We start from the raw sequence: 21,956 nt of genomic DNA, 5'->3' as shown, positions 1-21,956 counted from the left end.
CTAACTGTTGCCTGAAGAAGGGTAAGCACATGACAAAATTAACCTGTTTCAAGGCCTACGACATTCGCGGCAGGCTGGGCGAAGAGCTCAATGAAGATATCGCGTGGCGGATTGGCCGCGCTTACGGCGAATATTTAAAACCGAAAACCATCGTGCTGGGCGGCGACGTGCGCCTGACCAGCGAGGCGCTGAAGCTGGCGCTGGCGAAAGGGTTACAGGACGCGGGCGTCGACGTGCTGGATATCGGTATGTCCGGCACCGAAGAGATTTACTTCGCCACCTTCCACCTCGGCGTGGACGGCGGTATTGAAGTGACCGCCAGCCATAATCCGATGGACTACAACGGTATGAAGCTGGTGCGCGAGGGCGCCCGCCCGATAAGCGGCGACACCGGTCTGCGCGACGTTCAGCGTCTGGCGGAAGCGGGCGACTTCCCGCCGGTGAACGAGGCCGCGCGCGGCAGCTACAGACAAATCAGCCTGCGCGACGCCTACATCGACCACCTGCTGGGCTATATCAGTGTTAACAATCTCACCCCGCTGAAGCTGGTGTTTAACGCCGGCAACGGCGCGGCGGGGCCGGTCATTGACGCCATCGAAGCACGTCTGAAGGCGCTGGGCGCGCCGGTGGAGTTCATCAAAATCCACAACACCCCGGACGGCACCTTCCCGAACGGCATTCCCAACCCGTTGCTGCCGGAGTGTCGCGACGACACCCGCAAGGCCGTTATTGAACACGGGGCGGACATGGGTATCGCCTTTGACGGCGACTTCGACCGCTGCTTCCTGTTCGATGAGAAAGGGCAGTTTATCGAGGGGTACTACATCGTCGGGCTGCTGGCGGAAGCGTTTCTGGAAAAACACCCGGGGGCGAAGATTATCCACGACCCGCGCCTGACCTGGAACACGGAGGCAGTGGTGACGGCGGCGGGCGGGACGCCGGTGATGTCAAAAACCGGGCACGCCTTTATCAAGGAGCGGATGCGTACGGAGGATGCCATTTATGGCGGGGAAATGAGCGCGCATCACTATTTTCGTGATTTTGCCTACTGCGACAGCGGGATGATCCCGTGGCTGCTGGTGGCGGAGCTGGTGTGCCTGAAGGGACAGTCGCTGGGTGAACTGGTCCGTGACCGGATGGCGGCGTTCCCGGCGAGCGGGGAAATCAACAGCAGGCTGGCGGAGCCGGCGGTGGCCATTGCGCGGGTGGAAGCGCACTTTGCGGAAGAGGCGCAGGCGGTGGACCGCACGGACGGCCTCAGCATGTCGTTCGCCGACTGGCGTTTCAACCTGCGCTCGTCGAACACCGAACCGGTGGTGCGCCTGAATGTGGAATCACGCGGCGATATTCCGCTGATGGAAGCGCGAACACGCACTCTGCTGGCGCTGCTGAATCAGTAACGTCAGATCTCCCCTTACCGCCTGCGGGTAAGGGGCCAATCACAGGAACAACGATGACAAATCTAAAAAAGCGCGAACGAGCCAAAACCAATGCATCGTTAATCTCTATGGTGCAACGCTTTTCAGATATCACCATCATGTTTGGCGGGCTGTGGTTCATCTGTGAAGTCAGTGGACTGCCATTCCTGTACATGCACCTGTTGGTGGCGCTGATTACGCTGGTTGTTTTTCAAATGCTGGGCGGGATGACCGATTTTTATCGCTCCTGGCGCGGCGTCAAAATGTCGACAGAGTTAACGCTGTTACTGCAAAACTGGACGCTGAGCCTGATCTTCAGCGCCGGTCTGGTGGCGTTTAATGATGACTTTGACAACCGCCTCGCCACCTGGCTGGCCTGGTATGCGCTGTCCAGCCTGGGCTTAGTGTTATGCCGTTCATTTATTCGTTTCGGCGCGGGCTGGCTACGCAATCGTGGTTATAACACTCGCCGGGTCGCCGTCGCCGGGGATTTGCCTGCGGGCCAGACGTTGCTGGATAGCTTCCGTAATGAGCCGTGGCTGGGTTTTGAGGTGGTGGGCGTCTATCACGATCCTAAACCGGGCGGCGTCTCTGCTGATTGGGCCGGGAACTTCGAGCAGTTAATTGACGATGCGAAAGCCTCGCGAATTCACAATGTTTATATCGCCATGTCGATGAGCGACGGCGCCATGGTGAAAAAACTGGTGCGCGAGCTGGCCGACACCACCTGCTCGGTGATCCTTATTCCCGATGTGTTCACCTTTAATATTCTCCACTCGCGCGTGGAGGAGATGAGCGGCGTTCCTGTCGTTCCGCTGTATGACACGCCGCTGTCAGGGATTAACCGTCTGCTTAAACGGGCAGAGGATATCGTGCTGGCGTCGCTGATTCTGCTACTCATCTCACCGGTACTGTGCTGCATTGCGCTGGCGGTCAAATTGAGCTCGCCCGGGCCGGTGATTTTCCGTCAGACGCGCTACGGGATGGACGGCAAGCCGATCAAAGTCTGGAAGTTCCGCTCAATGAAGGTGATGGAGAACGATAAGGTCGTTACCCAGGCGACGCAAAACGATCCGCGCGTCACTCGGGTAGGTAACTTTTTGCGTCGTACCTCGCTGGATGAATTGCCGCAGTTTATCAACGTATTAACTGGCGGGATGTCCATCGTCGGTCCTCGTCCTCACGCGGTGGCGCACAACGAACAGTATCGTCAGTTGATTGAAGGTTACATGCTACGCCACAAGATGAAGCCGGGCATCACCGGCTGGGCGCAAATTAATGGCTGGCGCGGTGAGACCGATACGCTGGAGAAAATGGAAAAACGCGTGGAATTCGACCTGGAATACATCCGCGAATGGAGTATTTGGTTCGATATCAAAATCGTTTTTCTGACGATTTTTAAAGGGTTTGTTAATAAAGCGGCGTATTAAGAACCTGACCCACAAGGCTATTTTACTTGCCATATTGCACCAGGGCAGTGCTCAATCTGGCTGCGCCAATGACGCCTTGTGAACAGGTTCTGGAGAAAAGAATGAGTTTACGACAAAAAACGATCAGTGGCGCTAAATGGTCGGCTATCGCCACGATAGTGATTATCGGTCTGGGGTTAATTCAGATGACGGTGCTGGCGCGGATCATCGACAACCACCAGTTTGGCCTGTTGACCGTCTCGCTGGTGATTATCGCGCTGGCCGACACGATCTCGGACTTTGGCATCGCGAACTCGATTATCCAACGTAAAACGATTGGGCATCTGGAGCTGACCACGCTCTACTGGCTAAACGTTGGGCTTGGGATTGTGGTATTTGCGGTGGTCTTTTGGCTGAGCGATGCGATTGCCCATGTTTTGCATAACCCGGATCTCGAGCCGTTAATCAAAACGTTGTCGCTGGCGTTTATTGTGATCCCTCACGGGCAGCAGTTCCGCGCGCTGATGCAAAAAGAGCTGGAGTTCAATAAGATCGGCATGATCGAAACGACCTCCGTGCTGGCGGGGTTCACCTTTACGGTGATTAGCGCCCATTACTGGCCGCTGGCGTTAACCGCGATTCTCGGCTATCTGGTGAACAGTGCGGTGCGAACGCTGCTCTTTGGTTACTTTGGCCGCAAGATTTATCGTCCGGGGCTGCATTTTTCGCTGGCATCGGTGTCCACGAACCTGCGTTTTGGCGCGTGGCTGACGGCGGACAGTATCGTCAATTACATCAACACGAATTTATCGACGCTGGTACTGGCGAGAATTCTCGGCGCAAGCGTCGCCGGGGGATATAACCTCGCGTACAACGTGGCGGTTGTGCCGCCGGCGAAGCTTAATCCCATCATTACTCGCGTGCTATTTCCGGCATTCGCCAAAATCCAGGACGATACCGAGAAGCTGCGCGTCAACTTCTATAAGTTGCTTTCCGTGGTGGGAATTATCAATTTTCCCGCGCTGTTGGGCCTGATGGTAGTGGCGAACAATTTTGTGCCGTTAGTGTTTGGCGAGAAGTGGAACAGCATTATCCCGATCCTGCAATTGCTGTGCGTGGTGGGGCTGCTGCGCTCGGTCGGCAACCCGATTGGTTCGCTGCTGATGGCGAAAGCGCGCGTGGATATCAGCTTTAAGTTCAACGTGTTTAAAACGTTTCTGTTTATCCCGGCAATTCTCATTGGCGGCCATCTGGCGGGGGCGATTGGCGTGACGCTGGGGTTCCTGGTGGTGCAAATCATCAACACCATTCTGAGCTATTTCGTGATGATTAAGCCAGTACTCGGCTCCAGCTATCGTCAGTATATTCTCAGCCTGTGGCTACCGTTTTATCTCTCATTGCCAACATTTATTACCAGCTACGGTGCAGGAAAGCTGGTCGACGGCTATTTACCGTTGTCAGGGGTATTCGCACTACAGGTTGTAGTCGGTATTTTGAGTTTTATTTTAATGATTATTTTTTCACGCAATGCGCTGGTGATGGAAATTAAAAATCAGCTTGTTGGCAGTGCAAAAATGAAAAAGTTATTACGTGTCGGATGACGGGGATATAAGAGGCTATTTATGAAATTATTAATTTTAGGCAACCACACATGCGGCAACCGTGGTGATAGCGCCATTATGCGCGGTTTGCTTGATGCCATCCGTCAACAGGCGCCAGAGGCGGAAATGGATGTAATGAGTCGTTTCCCGGTGAGTTCCGCCTGGTTGCAGGGGCGCCCGATTATTGCCGACCCGCTGTATCAGTTAAGCCAGAAACAGCAGGCGGCGGCAGGGCTTAACGGTCGGGTGAAAAAAGTATTACGCCGTCGTTTTCAGCATAAAATTTTATTGTCTAAAGTCGCCCAGGAAGGATCGCTGCGTAATTTTGCTATCGCGCCGGAATTTGCCGAATTCGCGCAATTTATTGCGCAGTATGACGCCGTCATTCAGGTGGGCGGTTCAAACTATGTCGACTTATACGGTTTGACTCACTTTGAATATCCGCTGTGCGCGTTTATGGCGAACAAACCAATTTATATGGTGGGACATAGCGTCGGCCCTTTCCAGAACCCTGACTTTAACCAGCTCGCCAATTATATTTTTGGACGCACCAGTGCGTTGATCCTGCGTGAAACCGTCAGCCGCGATCTGATGACCGCCGCGCAGATCGATACCCGGAAAGTGGAGCAGGGGGTGGATACCGCCTGGTTAGTCGAACGCCGTCACGACGAGTTTGTTGCCAGTTATGCTGTCCAGCACTGGCTGGACGTCACCGCGCGCCGCAAAACCGTCGCGATTACGTTGCGCGATCTGGAGCCGTTTGATAAACGCCTGGGCACCACTCAGCAGGCCTATGAGCAGGCATTTGCCCAGGTCGTGAATCGCCTGATTGCGGACGGTTATCAGGTACTGGCGCTGTCGACCTGCACCAGTATCGATCGCTATAACCGCGATGACCGGATGGTTGCGTTACGGATGGCGAAGTATGTAAACGACTCAGAGCATTTCCATATCGCGATGGACGAACTCAATGACGTGGAAATCGGAAAGATCCTCGCATCCTGCGTACTGACCATCGGGACGCGCCTGCATTCCGCCATTATCTCCATGAATTTTGGCACACCCGCTATCGCCATTAATTATGAACATAAATCCGCCGGGATTATGCAGCAGCTAGGCCTGGCGGAATTGGCTATTGATATCCGTCACTTGCTGAACGGTTCATTACAAAGCGTGGTGGCCGATACGCTCAATCAATTGCCTGCGCTAAAGGCAAAAGTGGCTAACGCCGTCACCGAGGAGCGGGCGAAAGGGTTCACGATGATCAAATCCGTTCTCGACAGAATTCGGGAGGAACAATGAAAGTCAGCTTTTTTCTGCTGAAATTTCCACTTTCATCGGAAACCTTTGTGCTGAATCAGATTACTGCGTTTATTGATATGGGCCATGAGGTGGAGATTGTCGCGTTACAAAAAGGCGATACCCAACATACTCACGCCGCCTGGGAGAAGTATGGCCTGGCGGCGAAAACCCGCTGGTTACAGGATGAGCCCCAGGGACGGCTGGCGAAACTGCGCTACCGGGCATGTAAAACGCTGCCGGGGCTGCATCGGGCGGCGACCTGGAAAGCGCTCAATTTTACCCGCTATGGCGATGAATCACGCAATTTGATCCTTTCCGCGATTTGCGCGCAGGTGAGCCAGCCTTTTGTGGCGGATGTGTTCATCGCGCACTTTGGTCCGGCGGGCGTGACGGCGGCCAAACTACGCGAACTGGGCGTGCTTCGCGGCAAAATCGCGACTATTTTCCACGGGATTGATATCTCCAGCCGCGAGGTGCTCAGGCATTACACGCCGGAGTATCAGCAGTTGTTTCGTCGTGGCGATCTGATGCTGCCCATCAGCGATCTGTGGGCCGGTCGCCTGAAAAGTATGGGCTGCCCGCCGGAAAAGATTGCCGTTTCGCGCATGGGCGTCGACATGACGCGTTTTACTCATCGTCCGGTGAAAGCGCCAGGGATGCCGCTGGAGATGATTTCCGTCGCGCGCCTGACCGAGAAAAAAGGCCTGCATGTGGCGATTGAAGCCTGTCGGCAACTGAAAGCGCAGGGCGTGGCGTTTCGCTACCGCATTCTGGGGATTGGCCCGTGGGAACGTCGGCTGCGCACGCTCATTGAGCAGTATCAGCTAGAGGATGTCATTGAGATGCCGGGGTTTAAACCGAGCCATGAAGTGAAGGCGATGCTGGATGACGCCGATGTTTTTTTGCTGCCGTCGATTACCGGTACGGATGGCGATATGGAAGGTATTCCGGTGGCGCTGATGGAGGCAATGGCGGTAGGGATTCCCGTGGTATCTACCGTGCATAGCGGTATTCCGGAACTGGTGGAGGCCGGCAAATCCGGCTGGCTGGTGCCGGAAAACGATGCGCAGGCGCTGGCGGCCCGACTCGCTGAGTTCAGCCGGATTGACCACGACACGCTGGAGTCGGTGATCACGCGCGCCCGTGAAAAAGTGGCGCAAGATTTTAATCAGCAGGCGATTAATCGCCAGTTAGCCAGCCTGCTACAAACGATATAAACGAGGTGGTATGCCCACGACTAAATTCTCCCGACGTACCCTCCTGACGGCAGGTTCCGCGCTTGCTGTTCTCCCTTTTCTACGCGCCTTGCCGGTACAGGCGCGTGAACCTCGCCAGACCGTCGATATTAAGGATTATCCGGAGGATGACGGTATCGCCTCGTTCAAACAGGCCTTCGGCGACGGGCAGACCGTGGTCGTACCGCCAGGATGGGTGTGTGAAAATATCAATGCGGCGATAACGATTCCGGCGGGAAAAACGCTGCGGATACAGGGCGCGGTGCGTGGGAATGGCCGGGGACGGTTTATTTTGCAGGACGGGTGTCAGGTGGTGGGGGAGCAGGGCGGTAGTCTGCACAATGTGACGCTGGATGTTCGCGGGTCGGACTGTGTGATTAAAGGCGTGACGATGAGCGGCTTTGGCCCCGTCGCGCAAATTTTCATTGGTGGTAAGGAACCGCAGGTGATGCGTAATCTCATTATCGATGACATCACCGTTACCCACGCCAACTACGCCATTCTCCGCCAGGGATTTCATAACCAAATGGACGGCGCGCGGATTACGCATAGCCGCTTTAGCGATTTGCAGGGGGACGCCATTGAGTGGAATGTCGCGATTCACGACCGCGACATCCTGATTTCCGATCATGTCATCGAACGCATTGATTGTACCAATGGCAAAATCAACTGGGGGATCGGCATCGGGCTGGCGGGTAGCACCTATGACAATAGTTATCCTGAAGACCAGGCAGTAAAAAACTTTGTGGTGGCCAATATTACCGGATCTGATTGCCGACAGCTGGTGCACGTAGAAAATGGCAAACATTTCGTTATTCGCAATGTCAAAGCCAAAAACATCACGCCAGATTTCAGTAAAAAGGCGGGTATTGATAACGCAACGATCGCAATTTATGGCTGTGATAATTTCGTCATTGATAATATTGATATGACGAATAGTGCCGGGATGCTCATCGGCTATGGCGTCGTTAAAGGCAAATACCTGTCAATTCCGCAAAACTTTAAATTAAACGCTATTCGGTTGGATAATCGCCAGGTTGCTTATAAATTACGCGGCATTCAAATTTCCTCCGGTAACGCCCCCTCTTTTGTCGCCATCACCAACGTACGGATGACGCGTGCTACGCTGGAACTGCATAATCAACCACAGCATCTTTTTCTGCGTAATATCGACGTGATGCAAACTTCAGTCATTGGCCCGGCGTTAAAAATGCGCTTCGATTTGCGTAAAGATGTCCGTGGTCAATTTATGGCCCGCCAGGACACGCTGCTTTCCCTCGCTAATGTTCATGCCATCAATGAAAACGGGCAGAGTTCCGTGGATATCGACAGGATTAATCACCAAACCGTGAATGTCGAAGCGGTGAATTTTCCGCTGCCGAAGCGGGGAGGGTAAGTACCGCTATTTTTACGAAAATTCCTGGGAAAAAGTTGTTCATACTTAATGTTATGGTGCCGACTAAGACGTAATGTAGAGCGTGCCATCATTATCCCTGGCAGCAGAGTAATTCATGCTGGCGAAAACAAGCTAAAGAGCTATAATTCAGCAACCATTTTACAGGTGGAAGAAACAATGATGAATTTGAAAGCAGTTATACCGGTAGCGGGTTTGGGTATGCATATGTTGCCTGCCACCAAGGCAATCCCAAAAGAGATGCTACCGATCGTCGACAAGCCAATGATTCAGTACATTGTCGATGAGATTGTGGCTGCAGGGATCAAAGAAATCGTACTGGTGACTCACGCGTCTAAAAACGCCGTTGAGAACCACTTCGACACCTCTTATGAACTTGAATCACTTCTTGAACAGCGCGTTAAGCGTCAGCTTTTGGCGGAAGTGCAATCTATCTGCCCACCGGGCGTAACGATTATGAACGTTCGCCAGGCGCAGCCGTTAGGGCTGGGGCACTCTATTCTGTGCGCGCGTCCGGTCGTGGGCGATAACCCTTTCATTGTGGTACTCCCGGATATTATTATTGATGATGCTACCGCCGATCCGCTGCGCTATAACCTTGCGGCGATGGTGGCGCGTTTCAATGAAACGGGTCGCAGTCAGGTGCTGGCGAAGCGCATGAAAGGTGATTTATCGGAGTATTCCGTTATCCAGACGAAAGAACCTCTGGATAATGAAGGCAAAGTCAGCCGGATTGTGGAGTTTATCGAAAAACCGGATCAGCCGCAGACGCTGGATTCCGATTTGATGGCGGTAGGCCGTTATGTACTTTCAGCCGACATCTGGGCGGAACTGGAAAGAACCGAACCGGGCGCCTGGGGCCGCATCCAGCTCACCGATGCCATTGCTGAACTGGCGAAAAAACAGTCGGTTGACGCGATGCTGATGACGGGTGACAGCTATGACTGCGGTAAAAAAATGGGCTACATGCAGGCATTTGTGAAGTACGGGCTGCGCAACCTGAAAGAAGGAGCGAAGTTCCGTAAGAGCATAGAGCAGCTTCTGCATGAATAAGTATTAACAACCGTGATAAATGGTTGGTGATAAACATAATAACGGCAGTGAACATTCGAAGCGGCAAGTTGGCTGAAACGAGTGTTGACTGCCGTTTTAGTTTTGTATAAAGGACTTAAGTAACAAGGGGTTATCTGGAGCATTTTAATGCTGATTTTATAAGATTAATCCTTGTTTCCGGATGCAATTAATAAGACAATTAGCGTTTAAGTTTTAGTGAGCTTTGCCCTGCTGGGCGAGGTTTGTAACAAGTCGATATGTACGCAGTGCACTGGTAGCTGATGAGCCAGGGGCGGTAGCGTGTATTTCATTCCACTGTGAGGATGAGGAAGGTAGTGGAAAATATCATATTTTTAACATTAGATCTTGTTTACCCAGACGATACAGGCGGCCGTAAATTATCATTAGGCAGAATATTGTATGAGCAAGAAAAAGGAAATAATGTAACTGTAATCCATTATAATTATAAAAAACAGAATGAAGAGAATGCTCGCCGTTTTTTTAAAGAAAATAATATATGCTTTTATTCATTTAGTCCGAAGCATAATCTCCATGGGTTTGCCAGAATTTTTTGTTACATGAAGTCATGCATAAATAAGATGCCTGAACCCTATTATATGATGTATAAAGATGATGATTTTCATCATTTTTTAGGAGAAAAAATTGAAGAAATAGCACCAGCGCTAATATCTATAGAGTCGATTTTTTTAGGCGGGATAGAGAATATAATAAAGTCAAAGAGAATAAAAATAAATTATACATTTCATAATGTAGAGTCTGACTTTTATTTGAGTTTGTTTGTTTCTGAGGTGAATAAGATAAAAAAAGCACATTATTATATTCAGTCTTTATTGTTAAAAAATATTGAACGAAGAATATTAAATAACATGGGTGTTGATGTTACATATACATTCTTATCAAAAGAGGATATGAATGTGTATATGAAAAAATATAACATCAGCCGTAAAAATATTATAATTAATCATAATAATATCAAAACATCTGGAAAAGTTAACAGGCAAGTGAATTTTTCTGAGCCATTTTTCCTTTTTCCAGGAAGTCTGGATTTCCCTGCAAACAGTTTTGCAATAAAAAAAATGTTCGAAACGCCAAACTTAAATTGGGATTTATTGCCAAAAATTATAATAACAGGAACTGCTTCCGATAATACACGAAAAAAATTCCTAGGTTTAAAAAATATTCATTTGGTTGGTAGAGTTTCTGAAGACGAATTATATGAATTATATTCAACATGTATTGCATGCATTTCGCCAATTGTGACAGGCGCGGGTATCAAGATAAAAAATCTAGAGGCTATAAAATTAGGCGTTCCTCTAATAGCAACAAAGTTTTCCTGTGTAGGTATAAATATCCATAATGAAAACATTATCCTCACAGAAAATAACTTTAACTGTTTTTATAAAACAATGGTTAAATATTATAATGAGGTTTTCAAGTTAATTGCAACTTAAAATAAGTATTGTTTGCATTTTATAGACTGCGATTATTGAAGCTTATATTAATGTAACTAATAGCGTGTATAGTTCATTTAAGGGATGAGTTTATCAGCTAAGTATTAAATCTTTCTCATAAAAAATATTATGTTTTACTAGACTAAATAAAGGTTTTAAATGACTAATATGCGGTTGTGCCCGGTGGTAATGGCCGGAGGTATAGGCAGTCGCTTATGGCCCCTATCTAGGGAGTTATACCCTAAGCAATTCCTTTGCCTCCAGGGTAAAACTACTATGCTACAGGCTACAATTAACCGATTAGATGGACTTAGGTGCCAAGAGCCTATTGTTATTTGTAATGAACAGCATCGATTTATCGTCGCCGAGCAGCTAAGAGAGATAAATAAATTAGCCGGTAATATTATACTTGAGCCCTTTGGCCGTAATACCGCTCCTGCAATAGCGCTTGCGACAATTGCTATGAGAAATAATAGCGTTGACCATGACCCATTATTGTTAATTCTGGCTGCTGACCATATCATTCAAAATGAAGAGGCCTTCCGCGACGCGGTGCGCGGCGCCATGCCCTATGCCGACGCGGGCAAACTGGTGACCTTCGGTATCGTGCCGGATCTGCCGGAAACCGGCTATGGCTATATCCGGCGCGGTGATGTCGTGCCGGGCGCGACGGATGCGGTGGCTTTTGAGGTGGCGCAGTTCGTTGAGAAGCCGGGGCTGGAAACCGCTCAGGCCTACGTCGCCAGCGGCGATTACTACTGGAACAGCGGCATGTTTCTGTTCCGCGCCGGACGCTATCTGGAAGAACTGAAAAAGTTCCGCCCCGATATTCTGGCCGCCTGTGAACAGGCGATGCGCGGCGTCGATCCGGATCTTGATTTCATTCGTGTGGATGAAGAGGCCTTCCTCGCCTGTCCGGAAGAGTCCATTGACTACGCGGTGATGGAACGGACGGCGGACGCGGTGGTGATGCCAATGGACGCGGGCTGGAGCGATGTCGGCTCGTGGTCCTCGCTGTGGGAAATCAGCGCCCACACCCCGGAGGGAAACGTCCACCACGGCGACGTCATCAGCCATAAAACGGAAAACAGCTACGTTTACGCCGAATCCGGCCTGGTGACCACCGTCGGCGTGAAGGATCTGGTGGTGGTGCAGACCAAAGACGCCGTGCTGATTGCCGATCGCCACGCGGTGCAGGACGTGAAAAAGGTGGTGGAGAAGATCAAGGCCGACGGACGCCATGAGCACCACATGCACCGCGAGGTTTACCGTCCGTGGGGCAAATACGACTCCATCGACGCGGGCGAGCGCTATCAGGTGAAGCGCATTACCGTCAAGCCGGGGGAAGGACTGTCGGTGCAGATGCACCATCACCGCGCCGAGCACTGGGTGGTGGTGGCGGGGACCGCCCGAGTCACCATCAACGGCGAGGTTAAGCTGCTCGGTGAAAACGAGTCCATCTATATTCCGCTGGGGGCGACCCACTGCCTGGAAAATCCGGGAAAAATACCGCTCGATTTAATTGAAGTACGTTCCGGCTCGTATCTCGAAGAGGACGACGTGGTGCGGTTCGAGGATCGTTACGGGCGGGTCTGACGCCTGCAACGGTGCCCGGTAAGCGCAACGCGCCATCCGGCAATGAACAACAATAACGATGTTGGCCATTTACGGTCAGGGCTAACTGTTGCCTGAAGAAGGGTAAGCACATGACAAAATTAACCTGTTTCAAGGCCTACGACATTCGCGGCAGGCTGGGCGAAGAGCTCAATGAAGATATCGCGTGGCGGATTGGCCGCGCTTACGGCGAATATTTAAAACCGAAAACCATCGTGCTGGGCGGCGACGTGCGCCTGACCAGCGAGGCGCTGAAGCTGGCGCTGGCGAAAGGGTTACAGGACGCGGGCGTCGACGTGCTGGATATCGGTATGTCCGGCACCGAAGAGATTTACTTCGCCACCTTCCACCTCGGCGTGGACGGCGGTATTGAAGTGACCGCCAGCCATAATCCGATGGACTACAACGGTATGAAGCTGGTGCGCGAGGGCGCCCGCCCGATAAGCGGCGACACCGGTCTGCGCGACGTTCAGCGTCTGGCGGAAGCGGGCGACTTCCCGCCGGTGAACGAGGCCGCGCGCGGCAGCTACAGACAAATCAGCCTGCGCGACGCCTACATCGACCACCTGCTGGGCTATATCAGTGTTAACAATCTCACCCCGCTGAAGCTGGTGTTTAACGCCGGCAACGGCGCGGCGGGGCCGGTCATTGACGCCATCGAAGCACGTCTGAAGGCGCTGGGCGCGCCGGTGGAGTTCATCAAAATCCACAACACCCCGGACGGCACCTTCCCGAACGGCATTCCCAACCCGTTGCTGCCGGAGTGTCGCGACGACACCCGCAAGGCCGTTATTGAACACGGGGCGGACATGGGTATCGCCTTTGACGGCGACTTCGACCGCTGCTTCCTGTTCGATGAGAAAGGGCAGTTTATCGAGGGGTACTACATCGTCGGGCTGCTGGCGGAAGCGTTTCTGGAAAAACACCCGGGGGCGAAGATTATCCACGACCCGCGCCTGACCTGGAACACGGAGGCAGTGGTGACGGCGGCGGGCGGGACGCCGGTGATGTCAAAAACCGGGCACGCCTTTATCAAGGAGCGGATGCGTACGGAGGATGCCATTTATGGCGGGGAAATGAGCGCGCATCACTATTTTCGTGATTTTGCCTACTGCGACAGCGGGATGATCCCGTGGCTGCTGGTGGCGGAGCTGGTGTGCCTGAAGGGACAGTCGCTGGGTGAACTGGTCCGTGACCGGATGGCGGCGTTCCCGGCGAGCGGGGAAATCAACAGCAGGCTGGCGGAGCCGGCGGTGGCCATTGCGCGGGTGGAAGCGCACTTTGCGGAAGAGGCGCAGGCGGTGGACCGCACGGACGGCCTCAGCATGTCGTTCGCCGACTGGCGTTTCAACCTGCGCTCGTCGAACACCGAACCGGTGGTGCGCCTGAATGTGGAATCACGCGGCGATATTCCGCTGATGGAATCGATGACTTATCATATTAAGTCTCTATTACAATGAATTCAATTATAAATTTGTATAAGAAAAATATGTTAAATAGATACTTGCAACAATCAAGTTCATTTTTTGCAAGGATAGGTGTTTCACTAATATCAATGGTCTTAAGCGTCATAATTGTTCGAGTATATGACAAAAGTACTGTAAGTGCCTTTTTCCTTTTTGTTAGCTACACAACATTTTTGACACAAGTATTTTTGTTAGGTATGAGCCCATTCCTAAATATCTTAGCGGCTAAGAAAATTCGACCCTCAAGTATTTATAAAGAAATTATTAAAAAGTTATATATATCTATACCTATAACGGTCGTTGTATTGTGGGGGTTGAATGAAACCTTTGAGATTGAAGGCGTATGTCTATTGTTTTTAGCTACTGTTATTAGTGGATTAAGCAGTGTGCTAACAGAGTTAATGAAAGGAAATGGTCTATACATAGCATCTCAGTTATATAATGGTGGTGTAAATACATTATTATTTATAATTTTACTTGCATCTAATAAATTACTTGGCCATGATACAAGTGTCTTAATATTATATTTGATATCATTATTGATTTCATTAGTGATGAATTATTATCAGTGGCAGTCAAGTTATAATAAAGTATATGTGATTGATATTTCTCAGGAAGATGAAATTATATTTAATAAAATTCTTCCAATCTATTTATCAACTGTTGTCATATATCTATTCTCCCAAGTTGATCTGTGGGTTGTCTCTAAGAATTTTGATTCTTCCATAGTCGCTCAATATGGTCTAGCAATAAGGTTAGCAGCACTATTGAGTTTCTCAACATTATCAGTGCGCGCAATAGCTGCTAGTCGTATACCTTTATTAATTCACGATAAAAAGTTATTACAAAAAGAAATTTATTATAGCTGTAACTTTTCATTTGTGGTAAGTCTCTTAACGCTGCTATCGTTGCTCGTTTTAGGTTATTGGTTGATAGGTATGATTTTTGGTGCAGATTATCAGTATTCGTGGTTTATATTGATGATTTTTGCGGTAGGGCAAATTGTCAACGCTGCTACAGGACCTTGCGATTTTCTGTTAAGCCACACAGGACACGGTATATCGCTTATGTGGATAACTTTTATTTCATTCATACTTTTGATAGCTTCATTTACGGGAATCCAATTTTTAGAAAATAAAAATGTGTTTTTATATTGTAGCGTCGTGTCCTTTATTATTGCTGTGCAGAATTTAAGTGTGGTATATATGGCGTTTAAAAAAACAGGTATTCTGGCGCTACCATATTTCAAAAGAGAATATTTACGTGTCGAAAAGTAATAGAACTTTAATCATTTCCTTTTTGCTGTTGTATATCATATCTGCGTTAATATCAATGTTTCAGACCTTAACGCAAAATAACTATCCGGGAGAATTAGAAGAATTCACACGATCTATATCTACTGTTGAAGTTATTCTATTGAGCATGTTAAACATTATCTCGTTCATAGTTTGCTACTTCGTGTTTCTCGTGCTTTCAAGCTTTAGACTTAAATTTAATAAAAATATCAGTGTGATTTTTAATAAGAGAAGAATCAATAAGATATTTTTGTTTTTATTAATAGCGCAAATATTTTTTTTAGTAACAACGGGAGTAGGAAAAGTAACTACTAATGCTAACGAAATTACAACTTCGATTTACAGTCCTTTATTTTCTTTTCTAAAACCAGAGCCTTTTATATATTTATTTTTTCTATATTTCCGAATGAATAAAAATTTCTCTTACAAAGGCGATATTCTATTTACAACAAATATACTATTGTTTGTTTTTTTTAAAATACTTCAGGGGTGGACAAGCTTCCTTCTTATACTATTTTTTTTAGAAATGTACGCTCGATATCGGCTAAAAAATAAAAAAATCATTTTATTATTACCCCTGTTTATTATTTTTTTTGGTGGCTGGGTATATCAGTATGCCTTTGTATTAAAAAACGAAATTCGTGGGAATGATGTTGCTCCTTTGAGTTATTACCAGGGAGTTGAGCAGCTAACATCCAGGCTATCAATGAATCCTGTTTCTTTAGGTGCATATGAAAATTACGATGTGGTTGTGCATCTATATCAAAAAGAAAATAGAGTTTTTAAAGAATCGGAATCTTTATTGAGACCAATACTACCTGGAGGTTTTATAAATAAAGATTTTAGAATACTTAATAATAATGTCATGGCATCATTTTATCCGGATTTAAACCCATATACGAGTTCTGATTTTGGTATTGTTATGTATTACAGTATATTGTTTAATTCCAGTTTGCCTGACTTTATACTGTTAACAATACTTACTATAATGTTGTTTTTGATAGCGAAAGTATATTTTGATTCTATGTCCTCTTATGATGGACAATATGATATCTTACTTTTTTTTATTGTTTTTTATTCATTTTATACAGTAAGTATAGAAAACGTATTTGGACAAGGATTCTTTCCATACATATTTAGTACTATATTTTTTTACGCAACTGGTGGGATCAAATTTAACCGAAGATAGATATTATAATTGTTAGTATTTCAAATGTTGAATAAGTTAAAAATCCTTATATAGATGAATATAAGACAATTTTAATATTAACTGCCTTATCATGAAAAGATAATAATCTTACAGCATGTATAGTAATAAAATAGTAGGTATTTAATGTTCGATGAAAAAAAAGAGTACGTTATCGTTAGTGCTACTGCATTAGCAGCAAGCGGGGCATTGACTATTTTACGGCAGTTTATTGATCAAGCATCAATTAATGAAAATAATTTTATTATATTCGTACCCTCTATCTTGGATTTACCTAATTATCAAAATATTACTTATGTTAAGACAGCACCTAAAGGTTGGCTGAAAAGAATTTATTGGGATTGGAGGGGATTGAATAATTTTATAAAAAGAGAGTCACTTAGAGTTAAAAAAGTTATTTGTCTACAAAATTCAAGCATGAATGTACCTTATCCACAGATTATTTATCTTCATCAACCTATACCCTTTAGTAATTTCGACTTCTTTTTCAAAGAGCTTACTCTAAATAATTTTAAATTATTTCTATACAAAAAGTTTTATGCTATATTTATTTTTAAGTTTATAAATAATCAGTCTATTTTTGTGGTTCAAACAGAGTGGATGAAAAGTAGCCTTTTAAACCGATGCCAAAAATTAAATGTAAAGCAAGTTATTGTTTTAAGACCAGATATTAAGTTGTTTGAAACTAGGATTAATAATGAGAAAATATTAAAAAATACATTGTTGTATCCAGCGACAGCATTAAGCTATAAAAATCATATGATTATTCTTAAAAGCTTAATTTTGCTAAAAAAACAATATGGTATGAAGGATATTAAGTTTCAGGTTACTTTTAGTAGAGGGCAGTATAAATTATTTGATCGTTATGTTTGTGAGAATGAACTATCAACTAATATAGAATATTTAGGCGTGATATCTTATCTCGAATTGCAAAAAAAATACCTCAGTGCATCACTGGTTGTATTTCCTAGTTATATAGAATCATATGGATTACCGTTAATAGAAGCCGCCATCTTAGGTAAATGGATTGTATGTAGTGATTTGCCATATGCACGGGATGTCCTTAACAAATACGAAGGGGGAGTTTTTGCTAAATACAATGATGAAAATGATTGGGCTAACGCAATCTATGATGTACTAAAAAACAAATCTTATTCACAAATTAGGCCTTATGAGAATAAGAATTTTTCTTCTTGGCCGCGTTTTTTTGATCTAATTTAATAAAGGTAAAAAATGTTTAAGAATTCTACATTATTAATAACTGGTGGAACTGGTTCTTTCGGTAATGCTATTTTAAATCGGTTTTTGGAAACTGATATCAAGGAAATTCGTATTTTTTCTCGTGATGAAAAAAAACAAGATGATATGAGGAAAAAATACGCCAGTAGTAAGCTTAAATTTTACATTGGCGATGTTCGCGATTATAATAGCATATTAGCTGCAACAAGAGGAGTTGATTTTATCTATCATGCAGCAGCATTGAAGCAAGTACCGTCATGTGAATTTTACCCGATGGAGGCTGTTAAAACAAATATAATTGGGACTGATAATGTTTTAGAAGCAGCAATTGCTAATAAAGTTTCACGTATAGTTTGCTTAAGTACTGATAAGGCTGTTTATCCCATTAATGCTATGGGCACATCAAAAGCGATGATGGAGAAAGTTATTGTTGCTAAATCCAGAAATGCTCCTGATGGAATGGTGATATGTGCTACGCGCTATGGAAATGTCATGGCCTCACGTGGCTCGGTAATACCGCTTTTTATAAACCAAATTTTAAGTGGCAAACCAATTACCATTACGGATCCCAATATGACGCGTTTTATGATGAGTTTAGATGATGCTGTTGATCTTGTTCTGCATGCTTTCACTCATGGTAGCAATGGTGACATTTTTGTTCAAAAATCACCGGCAGCAACGATTGAAGTCTTAACGCAAGCAATTCTTGAGGTTATACAATCACCTAAGCATCCAATAAATATTATTGGTACAAGACATGGGGAAAAATTGTATGAGGTGCTCTGTAGTCGTGAGGAGATGTTAGTTGCACAAGACCAAGGCAATTATTACAGGATTCCTTGTGATAATCGTGATCTTAATTATGAAAAATATTTTGAGAAAGGTAATAAGGACGTAGAAAAGGTCGAGGATTATAACTCTCATAATACTTATCGTTTAAGTAAAGATGAGATGATTGTATTATTACGTAAGCTTACTTATATCAATAAAATTGAATCGGGTAATAAGGCTGATTCAGATGTCTAAGAAAATTCTAATTATTGGTGCCAATGGGATGTTGGGCAGTTCTTTATTGCGCTTTTATTCGAAACTTTCTGAATATGATGTATTAGGCACGGTAAGAAATGATGAGGCAAAGTTAAAAATTTCCAAACAAGGATTCACAAATACAATTAGTAATGTTGAATTTTATAATTTAGACGTAATTAATAAAATTATAGCTGAATTTCATCCGGATTATGTTTTTAATTGCGTAGGGATTATAAAACAGCTTAATGCTGCTAAAGATTATTTGGTATCAATCTCTGTTAATTCGCTATTACCTCATCAGTTGGCACAAATCTGTTCTAGGCATAATGCAAAGCTAATCCATTTTTCGACCGATTGTGTGTTCAGTGGAAGACAAGGTTCCTATTGTGAAACGGATATACCTGATGCTTCTGATTTATATGGTAAAAGTAAACAACTTGGTGAAATTGACTATGATGGTCATTTGACATTGCGTACTTCTATTATAGGACATGAAATTTCAAGTAACCATAGTTTAGTTGATTGGTTTTTGTCCCAAAATCATACGGTTCATGGCTATTCAAAAGCAATTTTTTCTGGATTACCCACTGTGTATGTAGCCGAGGTTATTCACAAATATATATTACCTAATGAAAGCTGTATCGGGTTAAGACACTTAAGTGTTGCGCCGATTAATAAATATGAGTTATTAGGCTTAATTAAAAAACAATATTGCCATAATATTAAGATTATAGAATCTACTGAACTGGTTATTGATCGTAGCCTTGATTCATCCTTATTTCGTAGAGAAACGAACTTTGTACCTTTGTGTTGGTCAGAATTAATTGAGAAAATGAATAATGAATACAATGAATATTTCAGATAAAAAAATAAAAGTAGTTACTGTAGTTGGAACTCGGCCAGAGATTATTAGATTATCTCGAGTGATGTCTGTATTAGACCAATATACAGATCATACAATTGTACATACTGGTCAAAACTATGACTATGAATTAAATGAGATATTTTTTCGCGAACTTAAGATTAGAAAACCCGATTATTTTCTTAACGCGGCAGGTTGTACTGCAGCTGAAACAATTGGTAATGTAATCATTGAGGCTGATAAGATCTTTGAAAAGATTACTCCAGAAGCACTTCTGATTCTTGGTGATACAAATAGTGCTCTTGTTGCTATTGCAGCTAAACGACGGAAAATTCCAATTTTCCATATGGAGGCAGGGAATCGATGCTTTGACTATCGAGTTCCGGAGGAAATAAATAGAAAAATTGTAGATCACATTTCTGATATTAATCTTACTTACAGTGAAATAGCTCGTGAATATTTATTACATGAAGGTGTTCCCGCAGATCAGATTATAAAAACTGGTAGTCCCATGCGCGAGGTATTAAATTATTATTATAATGATATTAAAAAATCTTCTGCACTCGAAAAACTCAATTTAGTAGCTGATGGTTATTTTCTGGTAAGTGCTCACAGGGAAGAAAACGTTGATTCTTTAGACAAATTAGCTAGTCTGATAGACATATTAAATTCGATATCTGAAAAATATTCTTTGCCTGTTATTGTTTCAACACATCCTAGAACTCATAATAGAATGAAAAATCTTAACGTTACTATCAATAGTAATATAAGATTTATGAAACCTTTTGGTTTCTTTGATTATATTTCTTTACAGGAAAATGCTCATGTAGTGCTCTCTGATAGTGGCACAATTACTGAAGAATCATCTATTTTAAACTTTCCTGCGCTTAATCTTCGAGAGGTTCATGAAAGGCCTGAAGGCTTTGAAGAGGCGGCTGTAATGTTTGTAGGCTTGAATGGCGAACGTATATTTCAGGCAATAGAAATTCTTCGTGAACAAAAACGTGGACAATGTGAGCGTGATTTATATCTCGTTTCTGATTATTCTGTTGACAATGTCTCACTTAAGGTTCTACGAATTATCATGAGTTATACAAATTTCGTTAATCATAAAGTTTGGAAGAAGTCATAATGCGGATAGTGTTAATTTGCGATGATTATCTACCTAATAGTACACGCGTAAGTGCTAAAATGATGCATGAGCTTGCTTGCGAATTTCTAAGACAAGGGCATGAATCAATAGTTATATGCCCAAATAATGGAGTTGATGTAAAAAAAATCACTCATATAAAGCTTGATGGCGTTGATATTTTTAACTTTCCCAATGGAAAAGTTAAAGATACATCAAAATTTAAACGTGCGATTAACGAAAGTTTACTTTCCATAAATGCTTGGCGTCACTTATCAACTGTAATTAAAAATAAAAAAATTGATGGGGTGGTTTATTATTCACCTTCAATTTTTTTTGGTCCGCTAGTCAAAAAAATAAAAAATTATTGGCATTGTAAATCGTACTTGATTTTAAGGGATTCATTTCCACAATGGCTTATTGATCAGGGAATAATTCGGAGTGGTGGGTTTACGGATAAATATTTCAGGTTCTTTGAAAAATTAAATTATAAATCTGCCGATTATATCGGAGTTATGTCACAAAAAAACAAAGAATTGTTTTTGAAACTTTATCCCGAGTTTTCTAATGTTTGTGTACTATATAATTGGGCTAATCTGAAAAACTGCGATTCAATTCGGCCAAGTAAAATACTCAAACAGCATTCATTATCTAAAAAAATTATATTTTTTTATGGTGGTAATATTGGCCATGCCCAAGATATGGGTAATTTAATGCGACTTGCATTGAGAATGAAGACATTTGATAATGTTCATTTTCTTTTTATAGGGCAGGGTGATGAGGTTGAATTGGTTAAGAGTTTTATTAAAACCCACTCCCTGAAAAATTGTACGTACTTACCAGCAATCAGCCAGCATGAATATTCATCCTTATTAAGAATCGTTCATGTCGGGTTATTTAGTTTAGCAAAAAATCATTCAGTACATAACTTTCCGGGAAAACTTCTTGGATATATGGCCAATAAATTGCCAATCTTAGGCAGCGTTAATGATGGAAATGACTTAAAGCAAATTATCGAAAAATCTCACTCAGGTTATGTACATATCAATGGGGATGACCAGAGTTTATTGGATTCAGCAGTTATATTAGCTAATGATGCCCTCCTCCGAAAAAAAATGGGGGAAAATGGTTGTTCACTTTTACACGAACTATTTTCTGTAGAGTTTGCAGCTGAACATATTGTATTACGGCTACAGTAATTTTTATAAATA

The 21,956-nt window shown here is 44.7% G+C and carries 17 protein-coding genes; all 17 read left to right on the top strand.

Annotation, left to right across the window (positions count from 1 at the left end; translation table 11 throughout):
• Positions 1 to 29: 29 nt before the first annotated feature.
• The 17 genes from cpsG (NAZ64_RS12325) to NAZ64_RS12245 all read left to right on the top strand — a co-directional run bounded on the left by cpsG (NAZ64_RS12325) (position 30) and on the right by NAZ64_RS12245 (position 21,944).
• Positions 30 to 1,400 carry a colanic acid biosynthesis phosphomannomutase CpsG gene (gene cpsG, locus NAZ64_RS12325; RefSeq protein WP_220569789.1) on the top strand — a complete coding sequence of 457 codons (1,371 nt, stop codon included), beginning with the start codon at positions 30 to 32 and terminating at the stop codon, positions 1,398 to 1,400.
• Positions 1,401 to 1,453: 53 nt separating this feature from the next.
• Positions 1,454 to 2,848, top strand: coding sequence for an undecaprenyl-phosphate glucose phosphotransferase (gene wcaJ / locus NAZ64_RS12320; protein WP_000183166.1), 1,395 nt, complete (start codon positions 1,454 to 1,456; stop codon positions 2,846 to 2,848).
• A gap of 101 nt (positions 2,849 to 2,949) precedes the next feature.
• Positions 2,950 to 4,428 (top strand): colanic acid undecaprenyl disphosphate flippase WzxC, encoded by a 1,479-nt coding sequence (wzxC, locus tag NAZ64_RS12315; protein WP_220569790.1) that lies wholly within the window; start codon positions 2,950 to 2,952, stop codon positions 4,426 to 4,428.
• A 21-nt stretch (positions 4,429 to 4,449) separates the two neighbouring features.
• Positions 4,450 to 5,730, top strand: coding sequence for a colanic acid biosynthesis pyruvyl transferase WcaK (wcaK, locus tag NAZ64_RS12310; RefSeq protein WP_131046429.1), 1,281 nt, complete (start codon positions 4,450 to 4,452; stop codon positions 5,728 to 5,730).
• Entirely contained in the window at positions 5,727 to 6,947 is a 1,221-nt protein-coding gene (gene wcaL, locus NAZ64_RS12305) for a colanic acid biosynthesis glycosyltransferase WcaL (protein ID WP_079981905.1), read from the top strand. Before wcaK ends, wcaL begins: the two co-directional genes overlap by 4 nt.
• Positions 6,948 to 6,957: 10 nt before the next feature.
• Positions 6,958 to 8,361, top strand: coding sequence for a colanic acid biosynthesis protein WcaM (wcaM, locus tag NAZ64_RS12300; protein ID WP_220569792.1), 1,404 nt, complete (start codon positions 6,958 to 6,960; stop codon positions 8,359 to 8,361).
• Between the two features lie 177 nt (positions 8,362 to 8,538).
• Complete coding sequence (gene galF, locus NAZ64_RS12295; protein ID WP_000981469.1) at positions 8,539 to 9,432, top strand: GalU regulator GalF; 894 nt, start codon at positions 8,539 to 8,541, stop codon at positions 9,430 to 9,432.
• 335 nt (positions 9,433 to 9,767) lie between these two features.
• On the top strand, positions 9,768 to 10,904 hold the full coding sequence (locus NAZ64_RS12290; RefSeq protein ID WP_220569793.1) for a glycosyltransferase family 4 protein: 1,137 nt from the start codon (positions 9,768 to 9,770) through the stop codon (positions 10,902 to 10,904).
• Between the two features lie 159 nt (positions 10,905 to 11,063).
• Complete coding sequence (cpsB, locus tag NAZ64_RS12285) at positions 11,064 to 12,500, top strand: mannose-1-phosphate guanyltransferase (RefSeq protein WP_220569794.1); 1,437 nt, start codon at positions 11,064 to 11,066, stop codon at positions 12,498 to 12,500.
• A gap of 110 nt (positions 12,501 to 12,610) precedes the next feature.
• Entirely contained in the window at positions 12,611 to 13,978 is a 1,368-nt protein-coding gene (cpsG, locus tag NAZ64_RS12280; RefSeq protein ID WP_483640940.1) for a colanic acid biosynthesis phosphomannomutase CpsG, read from the top strand.
• Positions 13,979 to 14,007: 29 nt separating this feature from the next.
• On the top strand, positions 14,008 to 15,261 hold the full coding sequence (locus tag NAZ64_RS12275) for a lipopolysaccharide biosynthesis protein (RefSeq protein WP_220569796.1): 1,254 nt from the start codon (positions 14,008 to 14,010) through the stop codon (positions 15,259 to 15,261).
• Positions 15,179 to 16,468 carry an oligosaccharide repeat unit polymerase gene (gene wzy / locus NAZ64_RS12270; protein ID WP_350405007.1) on the top strand — a complete coding sequence of 430 codons (1,290 nt, stop codon included), beginning with the start codon at positions 15,179 to 15,181 and terminating at the stop codon, positions 16,466 to 16,468. Before NAZ64_RS12275 ends, wzy begins: the two co-directional genes overlap by 83 nt.
• 144 nt (positions 16,469 to 16,612) lie before the next feature.
• Positions 16,613 to 17,707 carry a glycosyltransferase gene (locus tag NAZ64_RS12265; protein WP_088758713.1) on the top strand — a complete coding sequence of 365 codons (1,095 nt, stop codon included), beginning with the start codon at positions 16,613 to 16,615 and terminating at the stop codon, positions 17,705 to 17,707.
• A 12-nt stretch (positions 17,708 to 17,719) separates the two neighbouring features.
• Complete coding sequence (locus tag NAZ64_RS12260; RefSeq protein ID WP_079795485.1) at positions 17,720 to 18,751, top strand: polysaccharide biosynthesis protein; 1,032 nt, start codon at positions 17,720 to 17,722, stop codon at positions 18,749 to 18,751.
• A complete protein-coding gene (locus tag NAZ64_RS12255) occupies positions 18,744 to 19,619 on the top strand; it encodes a dTDP-4-dehydrorhamnose reductase family protein (RefSeq protein ID WP_134944700.1) in 876 nt (291 codons plus the stop codon). Before NAZ64_RS12260 ends, NAZ64_RS12255 begins: the two co-directional genes overlap by 8 nt.
• Positions 19,603 to 20,748, top strand: coding sequence for a non-hydrolyzing UDP-N-acetylglucosamine 2-epimerase (gene wecB / locus NAZ64_RS12250; protein ID WP_088759373.1), 1,146 nt, complete (start codon positions 19,603 to 19,605; stop codon positions 20,746 to 20,748). Before NAZ64_RS12255 ends, wecB begins: the two co-directional genes overlap by 17 nt.
• Positions 20,748 to 21,944 (top strand): glycosyltransferase family 4 protein, encoded by a 1,197-nt coding sequence (locus NAZ64_RS12245; RefSeq protein WP_220569797.1) that lies wholly within the window; start codon positions 20,748 to 20,750, stop codon positions 21,942 to 21,944. The genes wecB and NAZ64_RS12245 overlap by 1 nt, the downstream gene beginning before the upstream one ends.
• Positions 21,945 to 21,956: the final 12 nt, after the last annotated feature.

This window comes from Salmonella sp. A1325, from assembly GCF_056991255.1.
This window is presented reverse-complemented; position numbering and strand designations above follow the sequence as displayed.

Bases quoted from the DNA above. Each gene is read 5' to 3' on its own strand.
- cpsG (WP_220569789.1), top strand. From the start codon at position 30: ATGACAAAATTAACCTGTTTCAAGGCCTACGACATTCGCGGCAGGCTG.
- wcaJ (WP_000183166.1), top strand. From the start codon at position 1,454: ATGACAAATCTAAAAAAGCGCGAACGAGCCAAAACCAATGCATCGTTA.
- wzxC (WP_220569790.1), top strand. From the start codon at position 2,950: ATGAGTTTACGACAAAAAACGATCAGTGGCGCTAAATGGTCGGCTATC.
- wcaK (WP_131046429.1), top strand. From the start codon at position 4,450: ATGAAATTATTAATTTTAGGCAACCACACATGCGGCAACCGTGGTGAT.
- wcaL (WP_079981905.1), top strand. From the start codon at position 5,727: ATGAAAGTCAGCTTTTTTCTGCTGAAATTTCCACTTTCATCGGAAACC.
- wcaM (WP_220569792.1), top strand. From the start codon at position 6,958: ATGCCCACGACTAAATTCTCCCGACGTACCCTCCTGACGGCAGGTTCC.
- galF (WP_000981469.1), top strand. From the start codon at position 8,539: ATGATGAATTTGAAAGCAGTTATACCGGTAGCGGGTTTGGGTATGCAT.
- cpsB (WP_220569794.1), top strand. From the start codon at position 11,064: ATGACTAATATGCGGTTGTGCCCGGTGGTAATGGCCGGAGGTATAGGC.
- cpsG (WP_483640940.1), top strand. From the start codon at position 12,611: ATGACAAAATTAACCTGTTTCAAGGCCTACGACATTCGCGGCAGGCTG.
- NAZ64_RS12275 (WP_220569796.1), top strand. From the start codon at position 14,008: ATGTTAAATAGATACTTGCAACAATCAAGTTCATTTTTTGCAAGGATA.
- NAZ64_RS12265 (WP_088758713.1), top strand. From the start codon at position 16,613: ATGTTCGATGAAAAAAAAGAGTACGTTATCGTTAGTGCTACTGCATTA.
- NAZ64_RS12260 (WP_079795485.1), top strand. From the start codon at position 17,720: ATGTTTAAGAATTCTACATTATTAATAACTGGTGGAACTGGTTCTTTC.
- NAZ64_RS12255 (WP_134944700.1), top strand. From the start codon at position 18,744: ATGTCTAAGAAAATTCTAATTATTGGTGCCAATGGGATGTTGGGCAGT.
- wecB (WP_088759373.1), top strand. From the start codon at position 19,603: ATGAATATTTCAGATAAAAAAATAAAAGTAGTTACTGTAGTTGGAACT.
- NAZ64_RS12245 (WP_220569797.1), top strand. From the start codon at position 20,748: ATGCGGATAGTGTTAATTTGCGATGATTATCTACCTAATAGTACACGC.